General features: G+C 63.3%; 22 protein-coding genes and 1 pseudogene. 12 read left to right on the plus strand and 11 right to left on the minus strand.

Annotated elements, in window-relative coordinates; translation table 11 throughout:
- Window positions 1-22: 22 nt before the first annotated feature.
- From AB688_RS06555 to AB688_RS06565, 3 genes are all read right to left on the minus strand, one after another.
- Window positions 23-892 carry a MerR family transcriptional regulator gene (locus AB688_RS06555; protein WP_063542917.1) on the minus strand — a complete coding sequence of 290 codons (870 nt, stop codon included), beginning with the start codon at window positions 890-892 and terminating at the stop codon, window positions 23-25.
- Window positions 882-1,847, minus strand: coding sequence for a YbgA family protein (locus AB688_RS06560; RefSeq protein ID WP_063542918.1), 966 nt, complete (start codon window positions 1,845-1,847; stop codon window positions 882-884). The genes AB688_RS06555 and AB688_RS06560 overlap by 11 nt, the downstream gene beginning before the upstream one ends.
- Before the next feature lie 94 nt (window positions 1,848-1,941).
- On the minus strand, window positions 1,942-2,928 hold the full coding sequence (locus tag AB688_RS06565) for an NAD(P)/FAD-dependent oxidoreductase (protein WP_063542920.1): 987 nt from the start codon (window positions 2,926-2,928) through the stop codon (window positions 1,942-1,944).
- 187 nt (window positions 2,929-3,115) lie between these two features.
- On the opposite strand from AB688_RS06565, the gene AB688_RS06570 reads away from it, so the two are divergent.
- A complete protein-coding gene (locus tag AB688_RS06570) occupies window positions 3,116-4,021 on the plus strand; it encodes a TIGR01777 family oxidoreductase (protein WP_063542923.1) in 906 nt (301 codons plus the stop codon).
- A gap of 13 nt (window positions 4,022-4,034) precedes the next feature.
- Window positions 4,035-5,048: a ferrochelatase gene (hemH, locus tag AB688_RS06575; RefSeq protein ID WP_063542925.1), complete on the plus strand. Its 1,014-nt coding sequence runs from the start codon at window positions 4,035-4,037 to the stop codon at window positions 5,046-5,048.
- 60 nt (window positions 5,049-5,108) lie between these two features.
- On the opposite strand, the gene AB688_RS06580 is transcribed toward hemH, so the two are convergent.
- Together AB688_RS06580 and upp are read right to left on the minus strand one after the other, a co-directional pair.
- Window positions 5,109-6,383 (minus strand): uracil-xanthine permease family protein, encoded by a 1,275-nt coding sequence (locus AB688_RS06580; RefSeq protein ID WP_054894598.1) that lies wholly within the window; start codon window positions 6,381-6,383, stop codon window positions 5,109-5,111.
- 2 nt (window positions 6,384-6,385) lie between these two features.
- Window positions 6,386-7,024, minus strand: coding sequence for a uracil phosphoribosyltransferase (gene upp, locus AB688_RS06585; RefSeq protein WP_063542927.1), 639 nt, complete (start codon window positions 7,022-7,024; stop codon window positions 6,386-6,388).
- A gap of 165 nt (window positions 7,025-7,189) precedes the next feature.
- On the opposite strand from upp, the gene AB688_RS06590 reads away from it, so the two are divergent.
- From AB688_RS06590 to AB688_RS06605, 4 genes are all read left to right on the plus strand, one after another.
- Entirely contained in the window at window positions 7,190-7,747 is a 558-nt protein-coding gene (locus AB688_RS06590; RefSeq protein ID WP_063542929.1) for a hypoxanthine-guanine phosphoribosyltransferase, read from the plus strand.
- A 2-nt stretch (window positions 7,748-7,749) separates the two neighbouring features.
- Window positions 7,750-8,223, plus strand: coding sequence for a WbuC family cupin fold metalloprotein (locus AB688_RS06595; RefSeq protein WP_063542931.1), 474 nt, complete (start codon window positions 7,750-7,752; stop codon window positions 8,221-8,223).
- Between the two features lie 65 nt (window positions 8,224-8,288).
- Entirely contained in the window at window positions 8,289-8,759 is a 471-nt protein-coding gene (locus AB688_RS06600) for a hypothetical protein (RefSeq protein WP_063542933.1), read from the plus strand.
- Between the two features lie 69 nt (window positions 8,760-8,828).
- The gene (locus AB688_RS06605) at window positions 8,829-9,119 is read left to right on the plus strand and encodes a PA4642 family protein (protein ID WP_054894593.1); all 291 of its coding nucleotides are present in this window, start codon (window positions 8,829-8,831) and stop codon (window positions 9,117-9,119) included.
- 86 nt (window positions 9,120-9,205) lie between these two features.
- On the opposite strand, the gene mqo is transcribed toward AB688_RS06605, so the two are convergent.
- Both mqo and AB688_RS06615 read right to left on the minus strand, forming a co-directional pair.
- Window positions 9,206-10,711: a malate dehydrogenase (quinone) gene (gene mqo, locus AB688_RS06610; RefSeq protein WP_054894592.1), complete on the minus strand. Its 1,506-nt coding sequence runs from the start codon at window positions 10,709-10,711 to the stop codon at window positions 9,206-9,208.
- 605 nt (window positions 10,712-11,316) lie between these two features.
- Window positions 11,317-11,550 carry a hypothetical protein gene (locus AB688_RS06615; RefSeq protein WP_063542935.1) on the minus strand — a complete coding sequence of 78 codons (234 nt, stop codon included), beginning with the start codon at window positions 11,548-11,550 and terminating at the stop codon, window positions 11,317-11,319.
- 144 nt (window positions 11,551-11,694) lie between these two features.
- Between AB688_RS06615 and AB688_RS06620 the strand changes: the two genes are divergently transcribed.
- Window positions 11,695-12,279 carry a YajG family lipoprotein gene (locus AB688_RS06620; protein WP_054894590.1) on the plus strand — a complete coding sequence of 195 codons (585 nt, stop codon included), beginning with the start codon at window positions 11,695-11,697 and terminating at the stop codon, window positions 12,277-12,279.
- A gap of 136 nt (window positions 12,280-12,415) precedes the next feature.
- Here the strand turns inward: AB688_RS06620 and AB688_RS06625 are convergent, their stop codons facing one another.
- Window positions 12,416-12,622, minus strand: a complete 207-nt coding sequence (locus AB688_RS06625) for a hypothetical protein (protein ID WP_054894589.1) — start codon at window positions 12,620-12,622, stop codon at window positions 12,416-12,418.
- 157 nt (window positions 12,623-12,779) lie between these two features.
- Between AB688_RS06625 and AB688_RS06630 the strand changes: the two genes are divergently transcribed.
- The gene (locus AB688_RS06630; protein WP_054894588.1) at window positions 12,780-13,040 is read left to right on the plus strand and encodes a hypothetical protein; all 261 of its coding nucleotides are present in this window, start codon (window positions 12,780-12,782) and stop codon (window positions 13,038-13,040) included.
- A gap of 85 nt (window positions 13,041-13,125) precedes the next feature.
- On the opposite strand, the gene AB688_RS06635 is transcribed toward AB688_RS06630, so the two are convergent.
- Complete coding sequence (locus tag AB688_RS06635; protein ID WP_063542937.1) at window positions 13,126-14,292, minus strand: 1-acyl-sn-glycerol-3-phosphate acyltransferase; 1,167 nt, start codon at window positions 14,290-14,292, stop codon at window positions 13,126-13,128.
- A gap of 127 nt (window positions 14,293-14,419) precedes the next feature.
- On the opposite strand from AB688_RS06635, the gene AB688_RS06640 reads away from it, so the two are divergent.
- Genes AB688_RS06640 through AB688_RS06650 form a run of 3 tightly spaced genes read left to right on the plus strand, consistent with a single transcriptional unit; the run spans window position 14,420 to window position 15,498 of the window.
- On the plus strand, window positions 14,420-14,605 hold the full coding sequence (locus tag AB688_RS06640) for a CPXCG motif-containing cysteine-rich protein (RefSeq protein WP_063542939.1): 186 nt from the start codon (window positions 14,420-14,422) through the stop codon (window positions 14,603-14,605).
- Window positions 14,605-14,865, plus strand: coding sequence for a putative signal transducing protein (locus AB688_RS06645; protein WP_063542941.1), 261 nt, complete (start codon window positions 14,605-14,607; stop codon window positions 14,863-14,865). The genes AB688_RS06640 and AB688_RS06645 overlap by 1 nt, the downstream gene beginning before the upstream one ends.
- A 12-nt stretch (window positions 14,866-14,877) precedes the next feature.
- Window positions 14,878-15,498, plus strand: coding sequence for an SOS response-associated peptidase (locus tag AB688_RS06650; protein WP_054894584.1), 621 nt, complete (start codon window positions 14,878-14,880; stop codon window positions 15,496-15,498).
- Window positions 15,499-15,580: 82 nt separating this feature from the next.
- Here AB688_RS06650 and AB688_RS27470 read toward each other — a convergent pair whose 3' ends face one another.
- Entirely contained in the window at window positions 15,581-16,423 is an 843-nt protein-coding gene (locus AB688_RS27470) for a methyl-accepting chemotaxis protein (protein ID WP_370672103.1), read from the minus strand.
- Window positions 16,424-16,483: 60 nt separating this feature from the next.
- Window positions 16,484-17,686, minus strand: a pseudogene (locus tag AB688_RS27475) (methyl-accepting chemotaxis protein); the annotation flags it as partial.
- A gap of 155 nt (window positions 17,687-17,841) precedes the next feature.
- On the opposite strand from AB688_RS27475, the gene AB688_RS06660 reads away from it, so the two are divergent.
- Window positions 17,842-18,657: a M48 family metallopeptidase gene (locus tag AB688_RS06660; protein WP_054894582.1), complete on the plus strand. Its 816-nt coding sequence runs from the start codon at window positions 17,842-17,844 to the stop codon at window positions 18,655-18,657.
- The last annotated feature ends 43 nt before the right edge of the window (window positions 18,658-18,700 follow it).

Raw genomic sequence — 18,700 nt, forward strand, 5'->3', positions numbered from 1 at the left:
TCAGGGTCTCTGACAGTCGGGTTCAGCGTGATTGCTGAAGCAGGCGCAATGCCCCCTGCGGAGTCTCGAAGAGCTGCAGCGCCGGAAGTTCCAGGCTGCGCAGTCGCTCCTCGTTAATGAAGACGCTGGCGCCTCCCAGGAGTTTCGTCAGCGTTACATCCCGCAGCGGGGCCAGTGCTTGGAGGTCGATACGCGGCCCCAGGTGCAGCACCAGGGCGCGTGGGGCAAGTCGGGCGATTGCGTGCAGCAGTTGTTTGCAGCCGACCGGTTGTTCGAGCACTTCCACGGCAAAGCCGCTGCTGCTGAGCAGCCAGGCGCAGAGCCACAGTTGAGCATCGAAGGGGGCGTCGAGGGTCGTGGCCAACAGCACGGGCGGCCCCTCGAGCGAATGGTTGTCGTGGTAGACCCGCGCGCCCAGCTTGCTGCGCAGCCAAGTGTGGAAGAAGGCCTGCTCGAGGCTGGCGTCGAAGTGCTTGCGCCAGCGTTGCTCCAGGCGCTCGAGCAGCGGCAGCAGCAATTGCTCGCACAGGGTCGAGGCGGGATAGAGCGCCATGGCCTGGTTGAGTTGCTGGTCCAGCGAGCGCTGGGCTAGGTCGGCAATGGCCTCGATCAGTTGCTGGCAGCGAGCTTGCCAGTCACCCTCCAGCCTTGGCGAGGTTTCGTCGCGGTTTTCGAGCAGATCACGCACCTGGCTCACCGAGGCGCCGCGCTCCAACCACTGCAGGATGGCCTGCACTCTCTCGATATGCAGTGTGCTGTAAAGGCGATGGCCTTTGGGCGTGCGCTCCGGCACCAGCAGGCCGTAGCGCCGTTCCCAGGCTCGCAGGGTGACAGGGTTGACGCCGGTGCGTCGGGCCAGTTCGCCGATCGGCAAGCTGTCTTCAGAGTGCATTGCGCAGGCCCAGGTTTTCCGGGTGCGGTTGCAGGTAGGCCTGCTGCATCAAATAAGGGTCGGGATGAATGCGCAGGTGGTGCTTGAGCAAGGTCAGCGGGACCACCAGCGGCACGCAACCCTGTTGGTACTGGTTGATCAGGCGCTGCAGTTCGGCTTTGTCGCTGCTGTCCAGGGCATCGCGCAGATAGCCGCACAGGTGCTGCAGAACGTTGCTGTGGGTGCCGCGGCTGGCGCAGCGACGCAGAGCCTGCATCAGCTGGCTGAAGTAGCGCGGGCCGATCTGCAGCGGGTCGTCGTCGCGGCTCATGCTGCCCAGCAGGCGCCCGAGTTCGCGATAGGCCTGCGGGTTGTGGGCCATCAGCAGGTATTTATAGCGTGAGTGGAAACGAATCAGGGCTCCGCGGCTCAAGCCTTGTGTCAGCAGGTGCTGCCAGTCGGCATAGGCGTAGACGCGGCTGATGAAGTTTTCGCGCAGCACCGGGTCGTGCAGGCGGCCTTCCTCTTCCACCGGCAGGTCCGGGCGGCGCTCGCAGAACGCCTGGGCATAGGCGCCGCGCCCGCCCAGCACGGAGGGACGGCCATTGTCCTGATAGACCTTGACCCGCTCCAGCCCGCAGGAGGGCGACTTCTGCATGAACACATAGCCGCAGATATCGTCGAGCGCTTCTGCCATTTGCTGGCCATAGGCACGCAGGGGTGGTGCGAGATCGGTACCGGGATCGCGCGGGTTGATCACTTCCGGGGCCTGTGGATCGCCGACCAGGCGAATGGCGTCGCGAGGAATGCCCAGGCCGATGGCAACTTCCGGACACAGCGGCAGCCAGTCGAAATGCTCATCGAGGGACTGGCACAGGTCCGAGGCTTTGTGTCCGCCGTTGTAGCGCACGTCCTGCCCGGCCAGGCAGGCGCTGATGGCGATGCGGGGTTTGCCTGTCGAGTGGGGAAAGTTCATCGTGGCCTCCGTAGACCTGTACAAGGCAGAAATTTTGTACAGGTCTATTCCAGCACATCGAAAAACTTATGCAAGACAAATTTCTTGTACAACTTCACTCGAGGTGTTCGAGCAAGCGCCGTGCTGCCTCCTGGCCGCTGAGCCAGGCACCTTCCACGCGTCCCGACAGGCACCAGTCGCCGCAGGCATACAAGCCCTGGTCGGCGTCGGCCAGGGTGCCCCATTCATGGTTACCGGCGGGGCGGGCATAGAGCCAGCGGTGGGCGAGGGCGAAGGTGGGGGCTGGCACCACGCAGCCGACCAGTTCGGCGAACTCGCCCCACAACTGCTCGATCACTTTCTCCCTGGGGAGGTCCAGGTGTTCGCTACTCCAGCTGGAGGTCGCATGCAGCACCCAAGTGTCCAGCTGCTCATCGCGGCCGGGTTTGCTGCGGTTGCGTGCCAGCCAGTCGAGTGGATTGTCCTGCACGAAGCAGCCTTGCATCGGGGTGTCGAGTGGTGTCTGAAAGCCCAGAGCGATGGCCCAGGTGGGTTCCATCTGCACGCCAGCGGCGACCGCGGCGAGCTTGGGCGTGGCCGCCAGCAGGGGCGTGGCCTGCGGTGCTGGCACAGCGATCACCACGCGGCTGAACGGGCCATGGCTGCAGCCCTCGGTGTCCTGCAGATGCCAGTACTGCTTGCCGCGGAACACCTCGGCGATACGGCACCCGAAGTTGACCGTGACATCCTTGAGCAGGCCGCGGGTGATGGCGCTCATGCGTGGTACGCCGACCCAGCGGGTCTGTTCGTCGGGAGAGGGGGTCAGTTCACCGTCGCGGTAATTGTAGAGTCGCGGCTTCCACTGCGCGACCCAGCCGGCCGCAACCCATTGCTGGACCTGCTCGACGAAACGTCGGTCGCGAGCGGTGAAGTACTGGGCGCCGAGGTCGAGCGCGCCGGCGTCGCTGCGCTTGCTGGCCATGCGCCCGCCGCTGCCGTGGCCCTTGTCGAACAAGTGGACGCTCTGTCCGGCCTTCTGCAGGGCCTGGGCGGCGGACAGACCGGCGATACCGGCACCGATAATGGCAATAGGTACTGTCATGATGGCCTCTTCGAACCTTGCTTTAAGCAGACTACGCTGTCAGACAAACCTGTACAATACAGAAGTTTTGTATAAGGTTATTCCGCTCGATAGGACAGGTTGGCCTATGTTTATCCGAGAGCTATCGGTTTAAAAAGTGCCTTGATCTTAAAAATAGACCATGGCCGCAGCTTGTGAGGACACAGCCATGCATATATTGCTGACAGGCGGTACTGGGTTGATCGGCCGACACTTGTGCCAGCTCTGGCTCAGCCAGGGTCATCGCCTGACGGTGTGGAGCCGCGAGCCTGGCCAGGTGCCCAAGCGTTGCGGCAGCGGCGTGCGCGGCATCGCTCGGCTGGAGGAGCTGGAGCCGGACGATCCGCTGGACACGGTGGTCAACCTGGCCGGCGCGCCCATCGCCGATCGCCCATGGACGGCGGCACGCAGGCAACTGTTGTGGGCCAGTCGTGTCACCCTCACCGAGCAGTTGCTGAGCTGGCTGGAGCGCCGCGAGCAGCGTCCGGGGCTGCTGATCTCCGGCTCGGCTGTGGGCTGGTATGGCGATGGTGGCGAGCGTGAGTTGACCGAGGCCTCGCAGCCGGTGAAAGAAGATTTCGCCAGCCAGCTGTGCATCGCCTGGGAAGAGACCGCACAACGTGCGCAAACCCTCGGCATGCGCGTGGTGCTGGTGCGTACCGGGTTGGTACTGGCCAGCGATGGAGGCTTTCTTTCACGCCTGCGCCTGCCATTCAAGCTGGGTCTTGGTGGGCCGATCGGCAACGGTCGACAATGGATGCCGTGGGTCCATATAGAAGACCAGATCGGCCTGATTGATTTTCTCTTGCAGCACAACGACGCCAGCGGTCCCTATAATGCCTGCGCGCCGGAGCCGGTGCGCAACCGCGAGTTCGCCAGGCGTCTGGGGCGGGCACTGCATCGCCCGGCGTTGCTGCCGCTGCCGGCGCTGGTGCTCAAGGCCGGCCTGGGCGAGTTGTCGACCCTGCTGCTGGGTGGCCAGCGTGCGCGCCCGGTGCGCCTGCTGGCCGAAGGTTTCACGTTCCGCTTCAACGATCTGCAATCGGCGTTGGACGACCTGTCCGACCGCCTCTGACATAGGACGCTGCATGACCGATCATGCCCTGCTGCTGGTCAACCTGGGTTCACCGGCATCCACCTCGGTCGCCGATGTGCGCCGCTACCTCAACCAGTTCCTCATGGACCCGTATGTGATCGACCTGCCTTGGCCGGTGCGGCGCTTGCTGGTGTCGCTGATCCTGATCAAGCGCCCGGAGCAGTCCGCCCACGCCTATGCGTCGATCTGGTGGGACGAGGGTTCGCCACTGGTGGTGCTGACCCGCCGCCTGCAGGCGGCCATCACCCCGCATTGGCCGCATGGTCCGGTGGAAATCGCCATGCGCTATGGTCAACCGGCGCTGCCAGAGGTGCTGGAGCGTCTTGCTGCGCAGGGTGTGCGCAAGGTGACCCTGGCGCCGTTGTACCCGCAGTTCGCCGACAGCACCGTGACCACGGTGGTGGAGTTGGCTCGCCAGACCGTCGCCGACCGCCAACTGCCGTTCGACATGCGGGTGCTGCAGCCTTTCTACGACGAGCCCGAGTACATCGATGCCCTGGTCACCAGCGCGCGCCCATACCTGGAGCAGGAATACGATCACATCCTGTTGAGCTTCCACGGCCTGCCCGAGCGCCATCTGAAGAAGCTTGACCCGACCGGCTCCCATTGCTTCCAGAGTGCGAACTGCTGCGAAAAGGCCTGTGCCCAGGTGCGCAAGGTCTGCTATCGCTCGCAGTGTCTGGCCAGCGCTGCTGCGTTCGCCAGGGCGGCAGGAATTCCTGATGGCAAGTGGTCAGCCTCGTTCCAGTCGCGGCTGGGGCGGGCCAAGTGGATCGAGCCCTACACCGAAACGCGGCTTGATGAACTGGCCAAGGCGGGGGTGAAGAAACTGCTGGTGATGTGCCCGGCCTTCGTTGCCGATTGCATCGAGACGCTGGAGGAGATCGGCGATCGTGGCAAGGAGCAGTTCATCGAAGCGGGGGGCGAGGAACTGGTGCTGGTGCCGTGCCTGAACGATCACCCGCAGTGGGCGCAGGTATTGGCAGGGATGTGCGAGAGGGCTTGATTGGGTGATGGCCTCTTCGCGGGTAAACCCGCGAAGAGGCCGATTCGTTTCAACGCCTGGTCAAGGCAACTGGTCATCCAGCTTCTTGTTCTTCCAACCGTCGTTGCCCGGCAGGATCAGGTTCAGGGCGATGGCGACCACGGCGCACAGGGCGATGCCCTTCAGGCCCCAATCGTCCGGGCCGTCGCCGCTGCCGATCAGCACACCACCGATACCGAACACCAGGGTCACCGAAACGATCACCAGGTTGCGCGCCTCGGAGAGGTCGATCTTGTGGCGGATCATGGTGTTCATGCCCACTGCCGCGATCGAGCCGAACAGCAGACAGAGGATGCCGCCCATCACCGGCACCGGAATGCTCTGCAGCAGCGCGCCGAACTTGCCGATGAACGCCAGGGTGATCGCGAACACTGCAGCCCAGGTCATGATCTTCGGGTTGTAGTTCTTGGTCAGCATCACCGCACCCGTCACTTCGGCGTAGGTGGTGTTGGGCGGGCCGCCGAACAGGCCGGCAGCCGTGGTGGCCAGGCCATCACCGAACAGGGTGCGGTGCAGGCCTGGCTTTTTCAGGTAGTCGCGACCGGTCACGCTGCCGACCGCGATTACCCCGCCGATATGCTCGATCGCCGGCGCCAGGGCCACCGGAACGATGAACAGGATCGCCTGCCAGTTGAACTCTGGCGCCGTGAAGTTGGGCAGTTCCAGCCAGGGGGCAGCGGCGATTTTCGCGGTGTCGACCACGCCGAAGGCGAACGACAGGGCAAAGCCCACCAGCACGCCTGCAATGATCGGTACCAGGCGGAAGATGCCCTTGCCGAACACGGCGACGATCAAGGTGGTCAGCAACGCTGGCATGGAGATCAGCATGGCGGTCTTGTAGGGCATCAGCGCGGCGCCGTCGCCACCCTTGCCCATGGCCATGTTGGCGGCGATCGGCGCCATGGCCAGGCCGATGGAGATGATCACCGGGCCAATGACCACCGGAGGCAGCATGCGGTCGATGAACCCCGTGCCCTTGATCTTCACCATCAAGCCCATGAAGGTGTAGACGAAGCCGGCAGCCATCACGCCGCCCATGGTCGCGGCCAGGCCGAACTGGCCCTTGGCGAGGATGATCGGGGTGATGAAGGCAAAGCTCGATGCCAGGAACACAGGCACCTGACGGCCCGTGACCAGCTGGAACAGCAAGGTGCCGATACCGGCGGTGAACAGTGCCACGTTAGGGTCCAGGCCCGTGATCAGCGGCATGAGCACCAGCGCGCCGAATGCCACGAAGAGCATCTGCGCGCCCGAGACGACCTGGCGCCACAGCGGGTCGTTGAAGCCGTCCTGCATGGTCAGGCGTCCTTCTGCTTGGTGCCGAAGATCTTGTCACCGGCATCGCCGAGGCCCGGAACGATGTAACCGTGCTCGTTCAGGCGCTGATCGATGGACGCGGTGTAGATCTGTACGTCCGGATGGGCTTTCTCGACCACCTCGATACCTTCGGGCGCCGCGACCAGGACCATGGCGCGGATTTCCCGGCAACCGGCCTTCTTCAGCAGGTCGATGGTGGCGACCATCGAGGCGCCAGTGGCGAGCATCGGGTCGATGATCAGTGCCAGGCGCTGGTTGATGTCCGGCGCGAGTTTTTCCAGGTACGTGTGCGCCTCGAGGGTTTCCTCGTTGCGCGCCACGCCCACGGCGCTGACCTTGGCGCCCGGGACCAGGCTGAGCACGCCATCGAGCATACCGATGCCGGCCCGCAGGATCGGCACTACGGTGATCTTCTTGCCGGCGATCTTCTCGACCTGGACCTTGCCGCACCAGCCGTCGATCTCGTAGGTTTCCAGCGGCAGGTCCTGGGTGGCTTCGTAGGTCAGGAGTGCACCGACTTCCTGGGCGAGTTCGCGAAAGTTCTTGGTGCTGATATCGGCGCGGCGCATCAGGCCGAGCTTGTGGCGGATCAGCGGATGGCGGATCTCACGAATGGGCATAGGGGGAGGGCTCCGGGAGGCGGGCAAAAAAACCGCGCTAGGTTAATCTATTCAGTCCTTGCTGTCGTGCAGTCATTGAGCACGTTAGTCCATAAATGCTTGATCTGGGACGAGCGGATGCGTACCTTTGCCCGCTTTTCCAAAATGCACCTCCTGGAGAGCGCCATGTCCGCCGATCTCGAGCATATTCGCCAAGTGATGAACGAGGCAGATTGCCTGTACAACGAAGCCCAGGTCGAAGCGGCCATCGCCCAGGTCGGCGAGCAGATCTGCAAAGACCTGCACGACAAGAACCCGGTGGTCTTCTGCGTGATGAACGGCGGCCTGATATTCGCCGGCAAACTGCTGACCCACCTGCAGTTCCCGCTGGAGGCCTCGTACCTGCACGCGACGCGTTACCGCAACCAGACCAGCGGCGGTGAGCTGTTCTGGAAGGCCAAGCCGGAAATCTCCTTCATCGACCGTGACGTGCTGATCGTCGATGACATCCTCGACGAAGGCCACACCCTCAGCGCCATCATCGACTTCTGCAAGCATGCCGGCGCGCGCTCGGTGTACACCGCGGTGCTGATCGACAAGGACCACGACCGCAAGGCCAGCCCGGGCTTGAAGGCTGACTACGTGGGCCTGCCGTGCGTCGATCGCTATATCTTCGGTTATGGCATGGACTACAAGGGTTACTGGCGCAACGCCAATGGCATCTTCGCCGTAAAAGGAATGTGATCATGCGCAAGCCGGCTTTCATGGATCAGGCCTTGTTCGGGGCGTTGGCTGAAAAGGCCGCTGCCAGTCCGCGCGGTCGCCAGCACCACAACTTTCACGAGATGGAAGAGCCTTGCCACCGCATGGCAGTCGGTTTGCAGACCAGTACCTACATTCCGCCGCACCGTCATCTGAAGGATGACAAGGCCGAGGCGCTGGTGGTGCTCAAGGGGCGTCTGGGGCTGCTGATCTTCGACGAGCAGGGCGCGGTGTGCGACAAGCGCGTGCTCGAAGCCGGCGGCGATTGCCTGGGGGTCGACCTGGCGCCTGGCACCTATCACGGGTTGGTGGTGCTCGAAGATGACAGCATCCTGTTCGAATGCAAGTCCGGCCCCTACCGCCCGGTAGGCGAGGGCGAGCATGCCTACTGGGCACCGCGCGAGGGCGAGGACGGTGTGGCACAGTACCAGGCCTGGATGCGCGCGCAGTTCGATTGAGCGTACGCTGCCAGTAGCGATCGATCAGGCGTGCTAGAGTGCTCTCCTATGCCAAGGAGCCCTTCATGCGCGCGATCTTTCCCCTTCTGCTGGCGCTGAGCCTGCCGCTGTCGGCAGCGCCTTTGCACAGCCAGTTTCTCCCGCCTGATGACCTCTCGCTGCGCCAGGAAGAACCCGAGTCGCAACAACTGCTGCAGGTCACCGATTACGCGGTGGTGGTCGGTGCCCAGCGTCAGTCCAGCCAGCAGCCGATCCCCATCACCTCGTCCCTGACCTTGCGCCTGAAGGGCAAGCCCATGAGCAAGGGGGCAACTATCGGGCAGGTGCTGGTCACCTTCGACGGCGAGGGCGGCAAGAGCCTCAAGCGGCCGACCTACGATGACAAGACCCGCACCCTGACGCTGAATTATCCACAGGCCGATTACCGGGTGATCATGGACCTGCTGCGCAACGAGACGCTGTACGTGCAGTTCCTCAGTTATGCCAACGGCCATGTCTGGGCCGACCTGCACACTGGAACCGTACGTACGCGTTGAGGCGCATGGGCAGCCAGCGGTACACTGCCCGCCTTTGAAATGCCCGTGATGGCCCAGTTGGAGTCGGCAATGCGTAAAGACAAGAAGCAGGTTATCGGTGACGAGATCAGCGACGACTACATCAAGACGTTCCTTCAGTTCGAGCCGGCAGATGGCCTGACCTCGCCGTCGCACCACAAGCTGATCAAGGCCTACCGTGGCCTGCGCATCGATGACTTCGAGCGTTTCGTCGGCTTCTTCGTTGAAGCTGGATACGATGTCGATGGCAAGGACGAGCACGGCAAGACCTTCGCCGAGGTGATCGCCGACCAGCGCAACGCGCCCGAGTACATCGAGATCATCGCTAACGCCCGCGGCTGATCCTCGAGCCGGTTCTGCCCTTTTTGCGGGTAGGGATTCCAGGCACAAAAAAACGCCCCTCGGGGCGTTTTTTCGTTTCAGCCATTTCAGGCGTAGTGCTTGGCCGGGCTGTTTTGTGCCAGGTCCAGGGCCACGTCATTGTCGGCGCTGATCTTGTGGTACAGCGCGGCATCGGTGGCCAGTGTCTTCTCGCGAGCCGGGAAGATCTCCTTGAGCTTGGCAGCCCAGGCGCCTTTGGCCTGCTCGGGGAAGCAGCGCTCGATCAGCTCGAGCATGATCGAGACCGTCACCGATGCGCCCGGCGAGGCGCCAAGCAGCGCAGCCAGGCTGCCATCGGCGGCCGAGACCAGCTCGGTGCCGAACTGCAGGATGCCGCCTTTCTTCGGATCCTTCTTGATGATCTGCACGCGCTGACCGGCCACTTCCAGGCGCCAGTCCTCGGCTTTCGCTTCGGGGTAGAAGCGGCGAAGCGATTCCAGGCGCTGCTCCATCGACTGCATCACTTCGCTGACCAGGTACTTGGTCAGGTCCATGTTGTCGCGGGCCACCGCCAGCATCGGGCCGATGTTGCCCATGCGCACCGACAGCGGCAGGTCCATGAACGAGCCATGCTTGAGGAACTTGGTGGTGAAGCCGGCGTAAGGCCCGAACAGCAGGGATTTCTTGCCGTCGACCACGCGCGTGTCGAGGTGTGGCACCGACATTGGCGGGGCACCGACCGCGGCCTGGCTGTAGACCTTGGCCTGGTGCTGCTTGACGATCTCCGGATTGTCGCAGCGCAGCCACTGGCCGCTGACCGGGAAACCGCCGAACCCCTTGCTCTCCGGGATGCCCGACGCTTGCAGCAGCGGCAGCGCCGCGCCACCAGCGCCGAGGAAGACGAAGCGGGCGTCGACTTCACGGCTGTTGCCGCTGTTGACGTCCTTGATGCTCACGGTCCAGCCGTCGCCTTTACGGCGCAGGCCGGTGACCTTCTTGCTGTACTTGACCTGGGCATTGGGGCTGTCGCCCAGCAGCTTGAGCAGCTTGTTGGTCAGGGCGCCGAAGTTGACGTCGGTACCCTTGAGCACGCGGGTGGCCGCGATGTGCTGGTCGGCCGGGCGGCCAGGCATCATCAGCGGCATCCACTCGTTCATCAGTGCCTTGTCTTCGGTGTATTCCATCTCGGAGAACGCGTGGTGCTGCTTGAGCAGCTCGAAGCGCTTCTTGAGGAATTGCACGCCCTTGTCACCTTCGACATAGCTCAGGTGCGGCACGGGATTGATGAAGTCGCGCGGCGAGCCGAAGCCGCCTTTCTTGCTCAGGTAGGCCCAGAACTGGCGGGACACCTCGAACTGGGTATTGATGTGCACGGCCTTCTTGATGTCGATGCTGCCATCGGCGGCCTGGGGCGTATAGTTCAGCTCGCACAGGCCGGCGTGGCCGGTCCCGGCGTTGTTCCAGGGGTTGGAGCTTTCCGCGGCCCCGGAGTCCATCGCCTCGACGACTTCCAGCTTGATCGCAGGGTCCAGCTCCTTGAGCAGTACGGCCAGGGTGGCACTCATGATGCCCGCGCCTACCAGTACCACATCAACCGATTCGTTCTGCGCCATTAACGCGTCTCCACAATCTACAGCACCTAATTGACAGCATAGGACCCCTGGGTTGGCCAGGATCGCCATGTCCGACTCTTCGCAGTTCTTGCAACTTCCGCGGACACCGCCAATCAGTCTTGGGTGTTCGATAATTGAACGCCATTTGCCACGGGTGCGGCAATTCGACTTATGGTCAAGTGTTCCGTCGTGCGTTATGGACCGGCCTCAGGCTCCCATCCAGGATGAGCGCTTTTGCCGTCTGTTCAGGGCTGTTCGAGACGTATCTGCCGCTTTTGCACATGCCAGACTGTTCATTTGCTCGCCACACTCTCGTGAAGTTGTGAAAAACCGTTTTTTCACGCTCTTTTGGAGTCGTGAACCTCAAAAGTGGACTGCGCGGTGGCAACCCGCAGGTTCATGCGCAGCAGACGGCCAGAGACAGCAGGCACGACAGCCAATGCAAGACCTGAGTGGAAGGCTCTCTGTGGGCGAAGCGGTGAAGGTGCCGGGGTCAAGCGGCGAGTGCGGGGCCCGATCAGGAGACGTCCTTATAATCGGGGGGAGATTATAACGAGGTCGCGGGCAGAAAGGTCGTTCTTCTTGGGTTTTTATTGCAGCGTTTGTCAGGCGGGGAGGATGCGTTGCTGCCAACGGCGGCTTGCAGGTACGCAAATCCGGGCACTGTTGGGCAGTGGATGGCCCAGCCAGCCCAGGTGCGCTTCGCTGACCTGGACCCAGCCACTGCCGCTCGGTGCCTGGTGGCACTGCTTGAAGGCCAGGCATTTGCCATCGGCATCCAGGCGGGCGTAGGTGTTGTGGCGCGGGCGTTGGAAGAGCAAGGTCCAGAGCGAGGCCATGGCGGCGAGTCCTGTTTGATCGGGCTGGGGCAAGGATAACGCCGGGGCCATGAAACCATTGTGACAGCAGCTGCGGGCCGATGACTGGCTTGCTTCAGGCTGGGTATACTGTGTGCCTTTGCCGCTTTTTCTGGAGAAATGCGCATGCTGCAACGTCTGTTGTTCGGTTTGATGGCGGTGGCCACCCTGAGCCTGGTCGGCTGTGCACACAGCCCGCAGCAACTCAGCCCGCAACCCAAGCTCACCGCTCAGCTCAATCCGGTAGGTCGTGGCCAGCCGGTGGTCGTGCGGGTGGTCGACGGCCGTGCTTCGCAGTCGCTGGGCACACGGGGTGGCATGTACCCCGAGACCAGCACCATTACCGTCAACGGCAATGACGTGGTGCCCAAGCTGCAGGCCCAGGCCGAAGCGGCAGTACGCCTGCTCGGCTTCACCCCCACCTCGGGTGCCGGCAGCGCGCCACAGCTGACCGTGACCCTGGCCGAGCTGAAGTACCAGTCGCCCAAGGACAAGATGTACGTGACCGAGGCCACCATCGGTGCCACCTTCCGTGCCGACGTGTCCAACGCCAACCGTCGCTACAGCGGCCGCTATGGCGCCTCTCTCGACCAGCGCTTCGGCATGGCGCCGAACCAGGAGACCAACACCAAGCTGGTCAGTGACGTACTCAGCGATGCGCTGACCCGGCTGTTCAAGGACCCGACCATCGGTCAGGTGCTGGCTGAATAAGCACTCAGCGTGGATGAACAAAACCCGCTGCCTGGCGACAGGCAGCGGGTTTTTCTTTGGCTGGACCAGGGCTGAGGCTCGCTCAAACCCTGGTTGGTGCGGCACCTGGGGTCATCTCTCTGTGGGTGCGGGCAGGTCAAGCCGCCTCGATTCCAAAGTCCAGCACACTCAGCCCGGTGTCTTGATCCACTTCAGGCAGGTCCTGGTGCGCATGACCGCCCAGGGCGCAATACACCAGCCAGCGCTGGTCGTGGACGTTGATCGCGAATCCGTCGATCAGTGCCTGCTGCTCGTCGCTCTGCGAGACGAGGTAGAGACGGTCCTGGTTTTCGGCGTGCAGCATGACAAGCTCCGGTCTGGAAAGGCCGACAGGGTGGCCTGTCTGGATGACGAGCGTGTGACAGATGAAATTTAGTGACACTTGGTCGCAAAAAACGGGAGGTTGGGTGGAGCTTGGGTAGAATGCCGGGCTTTGCTTATCGTCGTTTCGAGGTTGCGCGATGTCCCTGCAAGTCCTCTGGGGGTTCCTGGCCGCCCATCCCGCCAAGCTGATCAATGTCCTGGCGCTGTTCATCACCTGCCCCGGCGGCCTGCTGCTGCACAGTGCGCGGCGTCGCCAGAGCGATGTGCGTGAAAGCCTGGCTGCCGAGGAAGGGCTGGTCGATGCGTTCGACCTGCGTGTACCGCGCTACTACTACATCCTGGGCTTCTCGTGCCTGGCGATGGCGCTGCTGTTGTCCTGGTTCAGCACCTGGATCTGAACAGCTTTTCTGCGGCACAAGGCCGCTCCTGCAGGGATGGCGCCGTTCATGAGCGCGGCGGTGTTCCTGCGGGAGCGGCTTCGTCTCAAACCACCTCGGCCTGGCGCTTGACCTGGTACTGATTGCGCACCGGGGTCGCATACTGCTGCACCAGGTATGGCCGGTGCTCCGCAGGGCAGGCCTCCAGGCGACGCTGCCACTCCTCCTTGGCCCGTGCCAGCTCCTCGGCCGCAAACACCTTCTCTGCGGCGGGTACTTCCAGCGCCGCGTCCTGCCCGTCCCACATCGTATAGGCCAGGTAGTGGACCGGGAACAGCCGGTAGCCGCCGAGAATCTGCCGGTCGATGGCCAGGGCCAGTTGCTTGGTGTCCTCGTGGTACTCGGTCACCGGCGGGGCGAAGTTGATGTGCACCCGGCCTTTGTAGCCGGTGATGCCCTGGGCGATGCTGTTGTCGTCTTCACCAGGCACTTTCTTGTAGGTGCCAGTAGTGGCGCGGATATACAGCTCGCGCGCCTTGGCCTGGTCGCAGGGGTCGTATTCGTAGCTGATCGACACCGGGATCAGGTTCAGGCTCTGGATCACTGCGCCGAACGGCTCGTCCTTGCGGCTCATGTGGAACATCTTGAGGATCGCCGAATCGGTGCGATCGTCACCATCCTTGGCGCGGCCTTCGGCCTGGGCAATCCAGATCGAGGCGCTGTCGTTGCGGATCGAATGGTTGATGTAGGCCGACAGCAGTTGGTAAGCCGCGAGCTTCTCGCGTCGACCACTGATCGAGCGGTGCACGATGAAGCTCTTGTTCAGACGCATCATGTCGCTGACGAACGGCTTTTGCAGCAGGTTGTCGCCGATGGCGATGCGTGGCGTCGGCAGGCCGGCGTGATAGACCGCATAGTTGACGAATGCCGGGTCCATGACGATGTCGCGGTGATTGGCCAGGAACAGGTAGGCACTGCCCGACTTGAGCTGCTCGACGCCGGTGTAGGTGACCCCGTCGGTGGCTCGGTCGATGGTGCGGTCGACGTAGTATTCGACCTTGTCCTGCAGGGTCGAGACGCTGGTCACGCCAGCGAACTCCTTGCGCAGGCGCCGGGCGATCAGCGGCTTGAGCAGCCAGCCGAAGGCGCCCGCGATACGCGGGAAACGGAAGTGGGTGAGGATATCGAGGAATGCCGGGTCGCTGAGCAGGCGTGCCAGCACGGCAGGCACTTCAGCGTCGTCGTAAGGTCGGATGGCATCGAATTCGCCCATCATGCTCTCTTGTTGGAAACGGCTAGAGTAATAAAGTAGGGGCGGGGCCGAAAAAAACGGCTCGGACACACACGGACCCCGTAAACAGACCGGCAATTATACGCATAAGTCACTGCGCAGGCCCCCGATGCTCGAAATCGACTTTTATGACTGCCCTTATTGCGGTGAGCGTGTGGAAACCACGGTCGATATTTCCGGTGGCGACCAGCACTACACCGAGGACTGCCAGGTGTGCTGCCGGCCCATCGTGTTCATCCTGCAGGTGCATGGTGACGAATGGATGCTCGAAGTACGCCGCGAGGACGATGCCTGATGCGCCGGATCTACGAACCGGAGAGCCTGCTGGAGGCGCAGATGCTGGTAGGCATGCTGGCCAGCGAAGGCGTCCAGGTGCACCTGATCGGCGGCGATCTGGTCGGCGCCATGGGCGATCTGCCGATGCAGGGCTTGCTGGCCCTGGCGGTTGCCGATGAACAGGCCGGGTACGCACGGCAGCTGATCGATGAGTACAATGCCGCCCAGCCCCTTGCCGGGGACGAGCCGGAGAGTATCCCCGGTACCCTGATCTGCTAGGTTTGCTGTCTTATGTGTGGACGTTACGCCCTCTTTCGCTGGTCCCAGGCTTTTGCCGCCCTGCCCGGATTTCCCGCCGACCAGCAGGCCCAATGGAACATCTCGCCTGGGGCGTCGGTGCTGATTCAACGCCGGCTCGACGGCCAGTTGCAACTGGCCAGGGCTCGCTGGGGCCTGACCCCGGCCTGGCTCACCGACCTGTCCCGCACCCCCGCCCATGCCCGCGCCGAGACCCTCGCCGAGCAGCCGATGTTTCGCGAAGCATTTCGCCAGCGCCGTTGCCTGATGCCGGCCAACGGCTTCTACGAGTGGCGCGGCACGGCGCGCAAGCGCCCGTACTGGGTCACGCCGGGGGAGGGCGCATCGCTGTTCTATGCCGCGGTGTGGGAGGCGTATCCGGTGCAGGAGCAGGTCTGGCTCAGTTGTGCGGTGGTCACTCAGGCGGCGATGAACCAGCGTCGGCCATTGATTCTCGATGAGGCCGGGCAGGCCGCCTGGCTGGATCCCGACACACCGCTGGCGCGCCTGCACGAGCTGCTGGCCAGCCCTCCCGCGGCGTTGCGCGAGCGGGCGCTGGCGCATCTGGTCAATGATCCGAAGCTCGATGGACCGGAGTGCCTGACTCCGGCTTGAGATTTATGGCGAGCATTTCGCGGGCAAGCCCACTCCTCACAGAGATGGGCTTGCCCGCGAAAAGAGCGACTCGGTATTTGAATCAAACCCTGAACTGATTGATCAACCGCCGCTGCTGCTCGGCCAGCTTGGTCAGCTCGGCACTGGCCTGGCTCGATTCGTCAGCCCCGCCGGCCACTTCGCCGGCCACCTGGCCGATGTTGATGACGTTGCGGTTGATGTCCTCTGCCACCGCGCTCTGCTGTTCGGCGGCGCTGGCGATCTGGGTGTTCATGTCGTTGATCACCGACACGGCCTCGGTGATGCTCTCCAGCGCTTCGGCAGCACGGCTGGCCTGCTGCACGCTGTCGTCGGTCTTGCCCTGGCTGTCTTCCATCACCTTGACCACATCGCGGGTGCCCTGCTGCAACTGCTGGATCATCTGCTGGATTTCCTGGGTGGCCTGCTGGGTCTTCTGCGCCAGGTTGCGCACCTCGTCGGCGACCACGGCGAAGCCGCGGCCTTGCTCTCCGGCGCGGGCCGCCTCGATGGCAGCGTTGAGCGCCAGCAGGTTGGTCTGTTCGGCAATGGCGCGGATGGTCACCAGGATGGCATTGATGTTCTCGCTGTCGCGGGCCAGGGTCTGCACCACGGTCACTGCACGGCCGATCTCGCTGGCCAGGACACTGATCGAATGTGAGGTGTCCCGCACGATCTGCATGCCCTGGTTGGCAGCCTGGTCGGCATTGCTGGCGGCATGCGCGGCGTGGGTGGCATTGCGTGCCACGTCCTGGGCGGTGGCGGTCATCTCCTGCACGGCGGTGGCTACCTGGTCGATCTCGGCCATCTGCTTGTGCACGCCCTGGTTGGTGCGGATGGCGATGTCGGCGGTGTGCTCCGAGGAATCGCTGACTTTCTGCACCGAGGTCACCACCTGGCTGATCATCGCCTGCAGCTTGGCCAGGAAGGTGTTGAAGCCTTTGGCGATGGCGCCCAGCTCGTCGGCGCGATCACTCTGCAGGCGGCGGGTGAGGTCGCCTTCGCCCTGGGCGATGTCGTCGAGCATCGCCACCATCTGTTTCAGCGGACGGGCAATGCCATGGGCCAGCAGCCAGATCACCAGCAGGCCGAGGGCGGCGATGCCCAGGCCGACCAGGGTCATGCCGGCGATGTCGGTACGGCGCTGCTCGCCGAGGTCTTTCTGTAGCTGGTTGACGTCGGCCATGACCGTGCTCAGCGGCATTTCCAGCAGCAGGACCCAGCGCGCGTCGGTGTTGGCGACCTTGAACGGCAGGAACAGCTCGATACGGTCCTTCGCGGTGTCGACTTTATATTGCAGGTCTTCGCCGCTGATACTGGCCAGGGTTGCTGCTTCGGCCGGGTCCAGCACGTCGCTGGCCTTCTCGCCGAACTTGGAGGCGTCCTTGGTATAGGCGACCAGACGACCGTTGCTCGACACCAGTGCCAGTTCGCCGGCGCCGTTGTACAGCTGGCGGTCGGCGGCGTTGAGCAGGTCCTGGATGAAGTTCACCGACAGGTCGGCCCCGGCGATGCCCTGGAACTGACCGTTGACCATGATCGGCTCGACGAACGAAGCGAGCATCACCATCTTGTCGCCAACCTTGTAGGGCGCCGGGTCGATCACGCAGGCCTTCTTGGTTTCCTTCGGGCAAAGGTAATACTCACTGGCGCGTACCCCGGTCGACAGCACGGTGTGGTCGTTCACGTCCACCAGGCGGTCCTGGCCGAGACTGCCATCGGCGTTGCGGAACCACCAGGGCAGGTAGCGTTCGCCATTGATGTCGGCGTGATCCAGTGCGTTCGGTTCCCAGCCCAGATACGCCCCGAGCACCGTCGGGTTGACCTCCACGGTGCGCTTGAGCAGGTTGTTCAGGTAGGCGCGGTCGATCTGCATCAGCGGTTTGCCGTCGGCGTCCTGCATGCCGAGCATGGCGTTGACCGTGGCCAGGCTGCGGCTGATCAGCAGCGGCGCTTCCAGGCCGCGCTGGATCTCGCTCACCTGGGTGCGGGCCAAGGCCGACAGGCGCTGTTCGATCACGCTTTCGAACTGCTGCTGGGTGCGCTGCTGTACCAGGTCCTGGGTGCGGGCCCCGGAGTACACGGCGTACAGCACCAGCGCCGCGACAATGCTCAATACAATGGCACCGGCCAGGGCCGCCACGGAAAACTGGATCGACTTGAACTTCATTACTGGAAAGCTCCACGCAAGGAGGTCGTTTTCTTTTGTTATCGGCGTGGTCGAGTGAAAGCATGAGGGGAGGATGAGAGAAATCTTCCCTGCGGCTCTGGCAGGGTCAGGCGAGTGAGCCTAGGATACGCGGCATGTAAAAAGGGAGTGTTTTCATGCGTAAGTCTTTCGTGATCAGCCTGTTGAGCGCCAGCGTTCTGCTGGGTGGTTGCCAGGCGGTCAATACCACCAGCGGCGGAGCGGTTGGCGTCGAGCGCAAGCAGTACATGTTCAGCATGCTGTCGACCGATGAGGTCAACCAGATGTATGCGCAGTCGTACCAGCAGACCCTCGGTGAAGCGTCGAGCAAGGGCGTGCTGGACAAGAGCAGTGCCGATGCCAAGCGTGTGCAGGTCATCGCCGACCGCCTGATTGCCCAGGCCCCGCAATTCCGGCCGGATGCCGCGCAATGGAAGTGGGAGGTCAACGTGATCAAGAGCGATGAGCTCAACGCCAACTGCGGCCCGGGCGGCAAGATCATCGTCTACACCGGGCTGATCGATCAGCTCAAGCTCACCGACGCTGAGCTGGCTGCGGTCATGGGCCATGAGATCGCCCACGCCCTGCGTGAGCATGGTCGCGAGGCGATGTCCAAGGCCTACGGTATCGAGATGGCGCGCCAGGGCGCCGGTGCGATCTTCGGCCTTGGCCAGGACAGCATGGCGCTGGCCGACACCGTGGTGAACTACTCCATGACCCTGCCCAATAGCCGGGCCAACGAGAACGAGGCCGACCTGATCGGCCTGGAACTGTCGGCACGGGCCGGTTACGACCCGAATGCGGCGATCACCCTGTGGAACAAGATGAGCAAGGCGTCCGAAGGCGCACCGCCTGAGTTCATGAGCACTCACCCGGCTTCGGCCAGCCGCATCGCGTCGCTGCAGGCCGCGATTCCGAAGGTGATGCCGCTGTACCAGGCGGCGAAGAAGTAACGCGCTCTGCGCTGTGGGGTAGTTGTCTGGTTCAACTATCCCG

The organism is Pseudomonas putida (assembly GCF_001636055.1).
GTDB classification, from domain to species: domain Bacteria; phylum Pseudomonadota; class Gammaproteobacteria; order Pseudomonadales; family Pseudomonadaceae; genus Aquipseudomonas; species Aquipseudomonas machongensis.

What these genes read in the sequence shown, in the direction of transcription:
- mqo (WP_054894592.1), bottom strand. Translation starts at nt 10,711, where the DNA reads ATGGCGCAGAACGAATCGGTTGATGTGGTACTGGTAGGCGCGGGCATC.
- hemH (WP_063542925.1), top strand. Translation starts at nt 4,035, where the DNA reads ATGACCGATCATGCCCTGCTGCTGGTCAACCTGGGTTCACCGGCATCC.
- AB688_RS06625 (WP_054894589.1), bottom strand. Translation starts at nt 12,622, where the DNA reads ATGCTGCACGCCGAAAACCAGGACCGTCTCTACCTCGTCTCGCAGAGC.
- AB688_RS06640 (WP_063542939.1), top strand. Translation starts at nt 14,420, where the DNA reads ATGCTCGAAATCGACTTTTATGACTGCCCTTATTGCGGTGAGCGTGTG.
- AB688_RS06570 (WP_063542923.1), top strand. Translation starts at nt 3,116, where the DNA reads ATGCATATATTGCTGACAGGCGGTACTGGGTTGATCGGCCGACACTTG.
- AB688_RS06615 (WP_063542935.1), bottom strand. Translation starts at nt 11,550, where the DNA reads ATGGCCTCGCTCTGGACCTTGCTCTTCCAACGCCCGCGCCACAACACC.
- AB688_RS06620 (WP_054894590.1), top strand. Translation starts at nt 11,695, where the DNA reads ATGCTGCAACGTCTGTTGTTCGGTTTGATGGCGGTGGCCACCCTGAGC.
- AB688_RS06660 (WP_054894582.1), top strand. Translation starts at nt 17,842, where the DNA reads ATGCGTAAGTCTTTCGTGATCAGCCTGTTGAGCGCCAGCGTTCTGCTG.
- AB688_RS06560 (WP_063542918.1), bottom strand. Translation starts at nt 1,847, where the DNA reads ATGAACTTTCCCCACTCGACAGGCAAACCCCGCATCGCCATCAGCGCC.
- AB688_RS06595 (WP_063542931.1), top strand. Translation starts at nt 7,750, where the DNA reads ATGCGCAAGCCGGCTTTCATGGATCAGGCCTTGTTCGGGGCGTTGGCT.
- AB688_RS06580 (WP_054894598.1), bottom strand. Translation starts at nt 6,383, where the DNA reads ATGCAGGACGGCTTCAACGACCCGCTGTGGCGCCAGGTCGTCTCGGGC.
- AB688_RS06600 (WP_063542933.1), top strand. Translation starts at nt 8,289, where the DNA reads ATGCGCGCGATCTTTCCCCTTCTGCTGGCGCTGAGCCTGCCGCTGTCG.
- upp (WP_063542927.1), bottom strand. Translation starts at nt 7,024, where the DNA reads ATGCCCATTCGTGAGATCCGCCATCCGCTGATCCGCCACAAGCTCGGC.
- AB688_RS06605 (WP_054894593.1), top strand. Translation starts at nt 8,829, where the DNA reads ATGCGTAAAGACAAGAAGCAGGTTATCGGTGACGAGATCAGCGACGAC.
- AB688_RS06565 (WP_063542920.1), bottom strand. Translation starts at nt 2,928, where the DNA reads ATGACAGTACCTATTGCCATTATCGGTGCCGGTATCGCCGGTCTGTCC.
- AB688_RS06635 (WP_063542937.1), bottom strand. Translation starts at nt 14,292, where the DNA reads ATGGGCGAATTCGATGCCATCCGACCTTACGACGACGCTGAAGTGCCT.
- AB688_RS27470 (WP_370672103.1), bottom strand. Translation starts at nt 16,423, where the DNA reads ATGATCAGCCAGGTGGTGACCTCGGTGCAGAAAGTCAGCGATTCCTCG.
- AB688_RS06630 (WP_054894588.1), top strand. Translation starts at nt 12,780, where the DNA reads ATGTCCCTGCAAGTCCTCTGGGGGTTCCTGGCCGCCCATCCCGCCAAG.
- AB688_RS06555 (WP_063542917.1), bottom strand. Translation starts at nt 892, where the DNA reads ATGCACTCTGAAGACAGCTTGCCGATCGGCGAACTGGCCCGACGCACC.
- AB688_RS06645 (WP_063542941.1), top strand. Translation starts at nt 14,605, where the DNA reads ATGCGCCGGATCTACGAACCGGAGAGCCTGCTGGAGGCGCAGATGCTG.
- AB688_RS06650 (WP_054894584.1), top strand. Translation starts at nt 14,878, where the DNA reads ATGTGTGGACGTTACGCCCTCTTTCGCTGGTCCCAGGCTTTTGCCGCC.
- AB688_RS06590 (WP_063542929.1), top strand. Translation starts at nt 7,190, where the DNA reads ATGTCCGCCGATCTCGAGCATATTCGCCAAGTGATGAACGAGGCAGAT.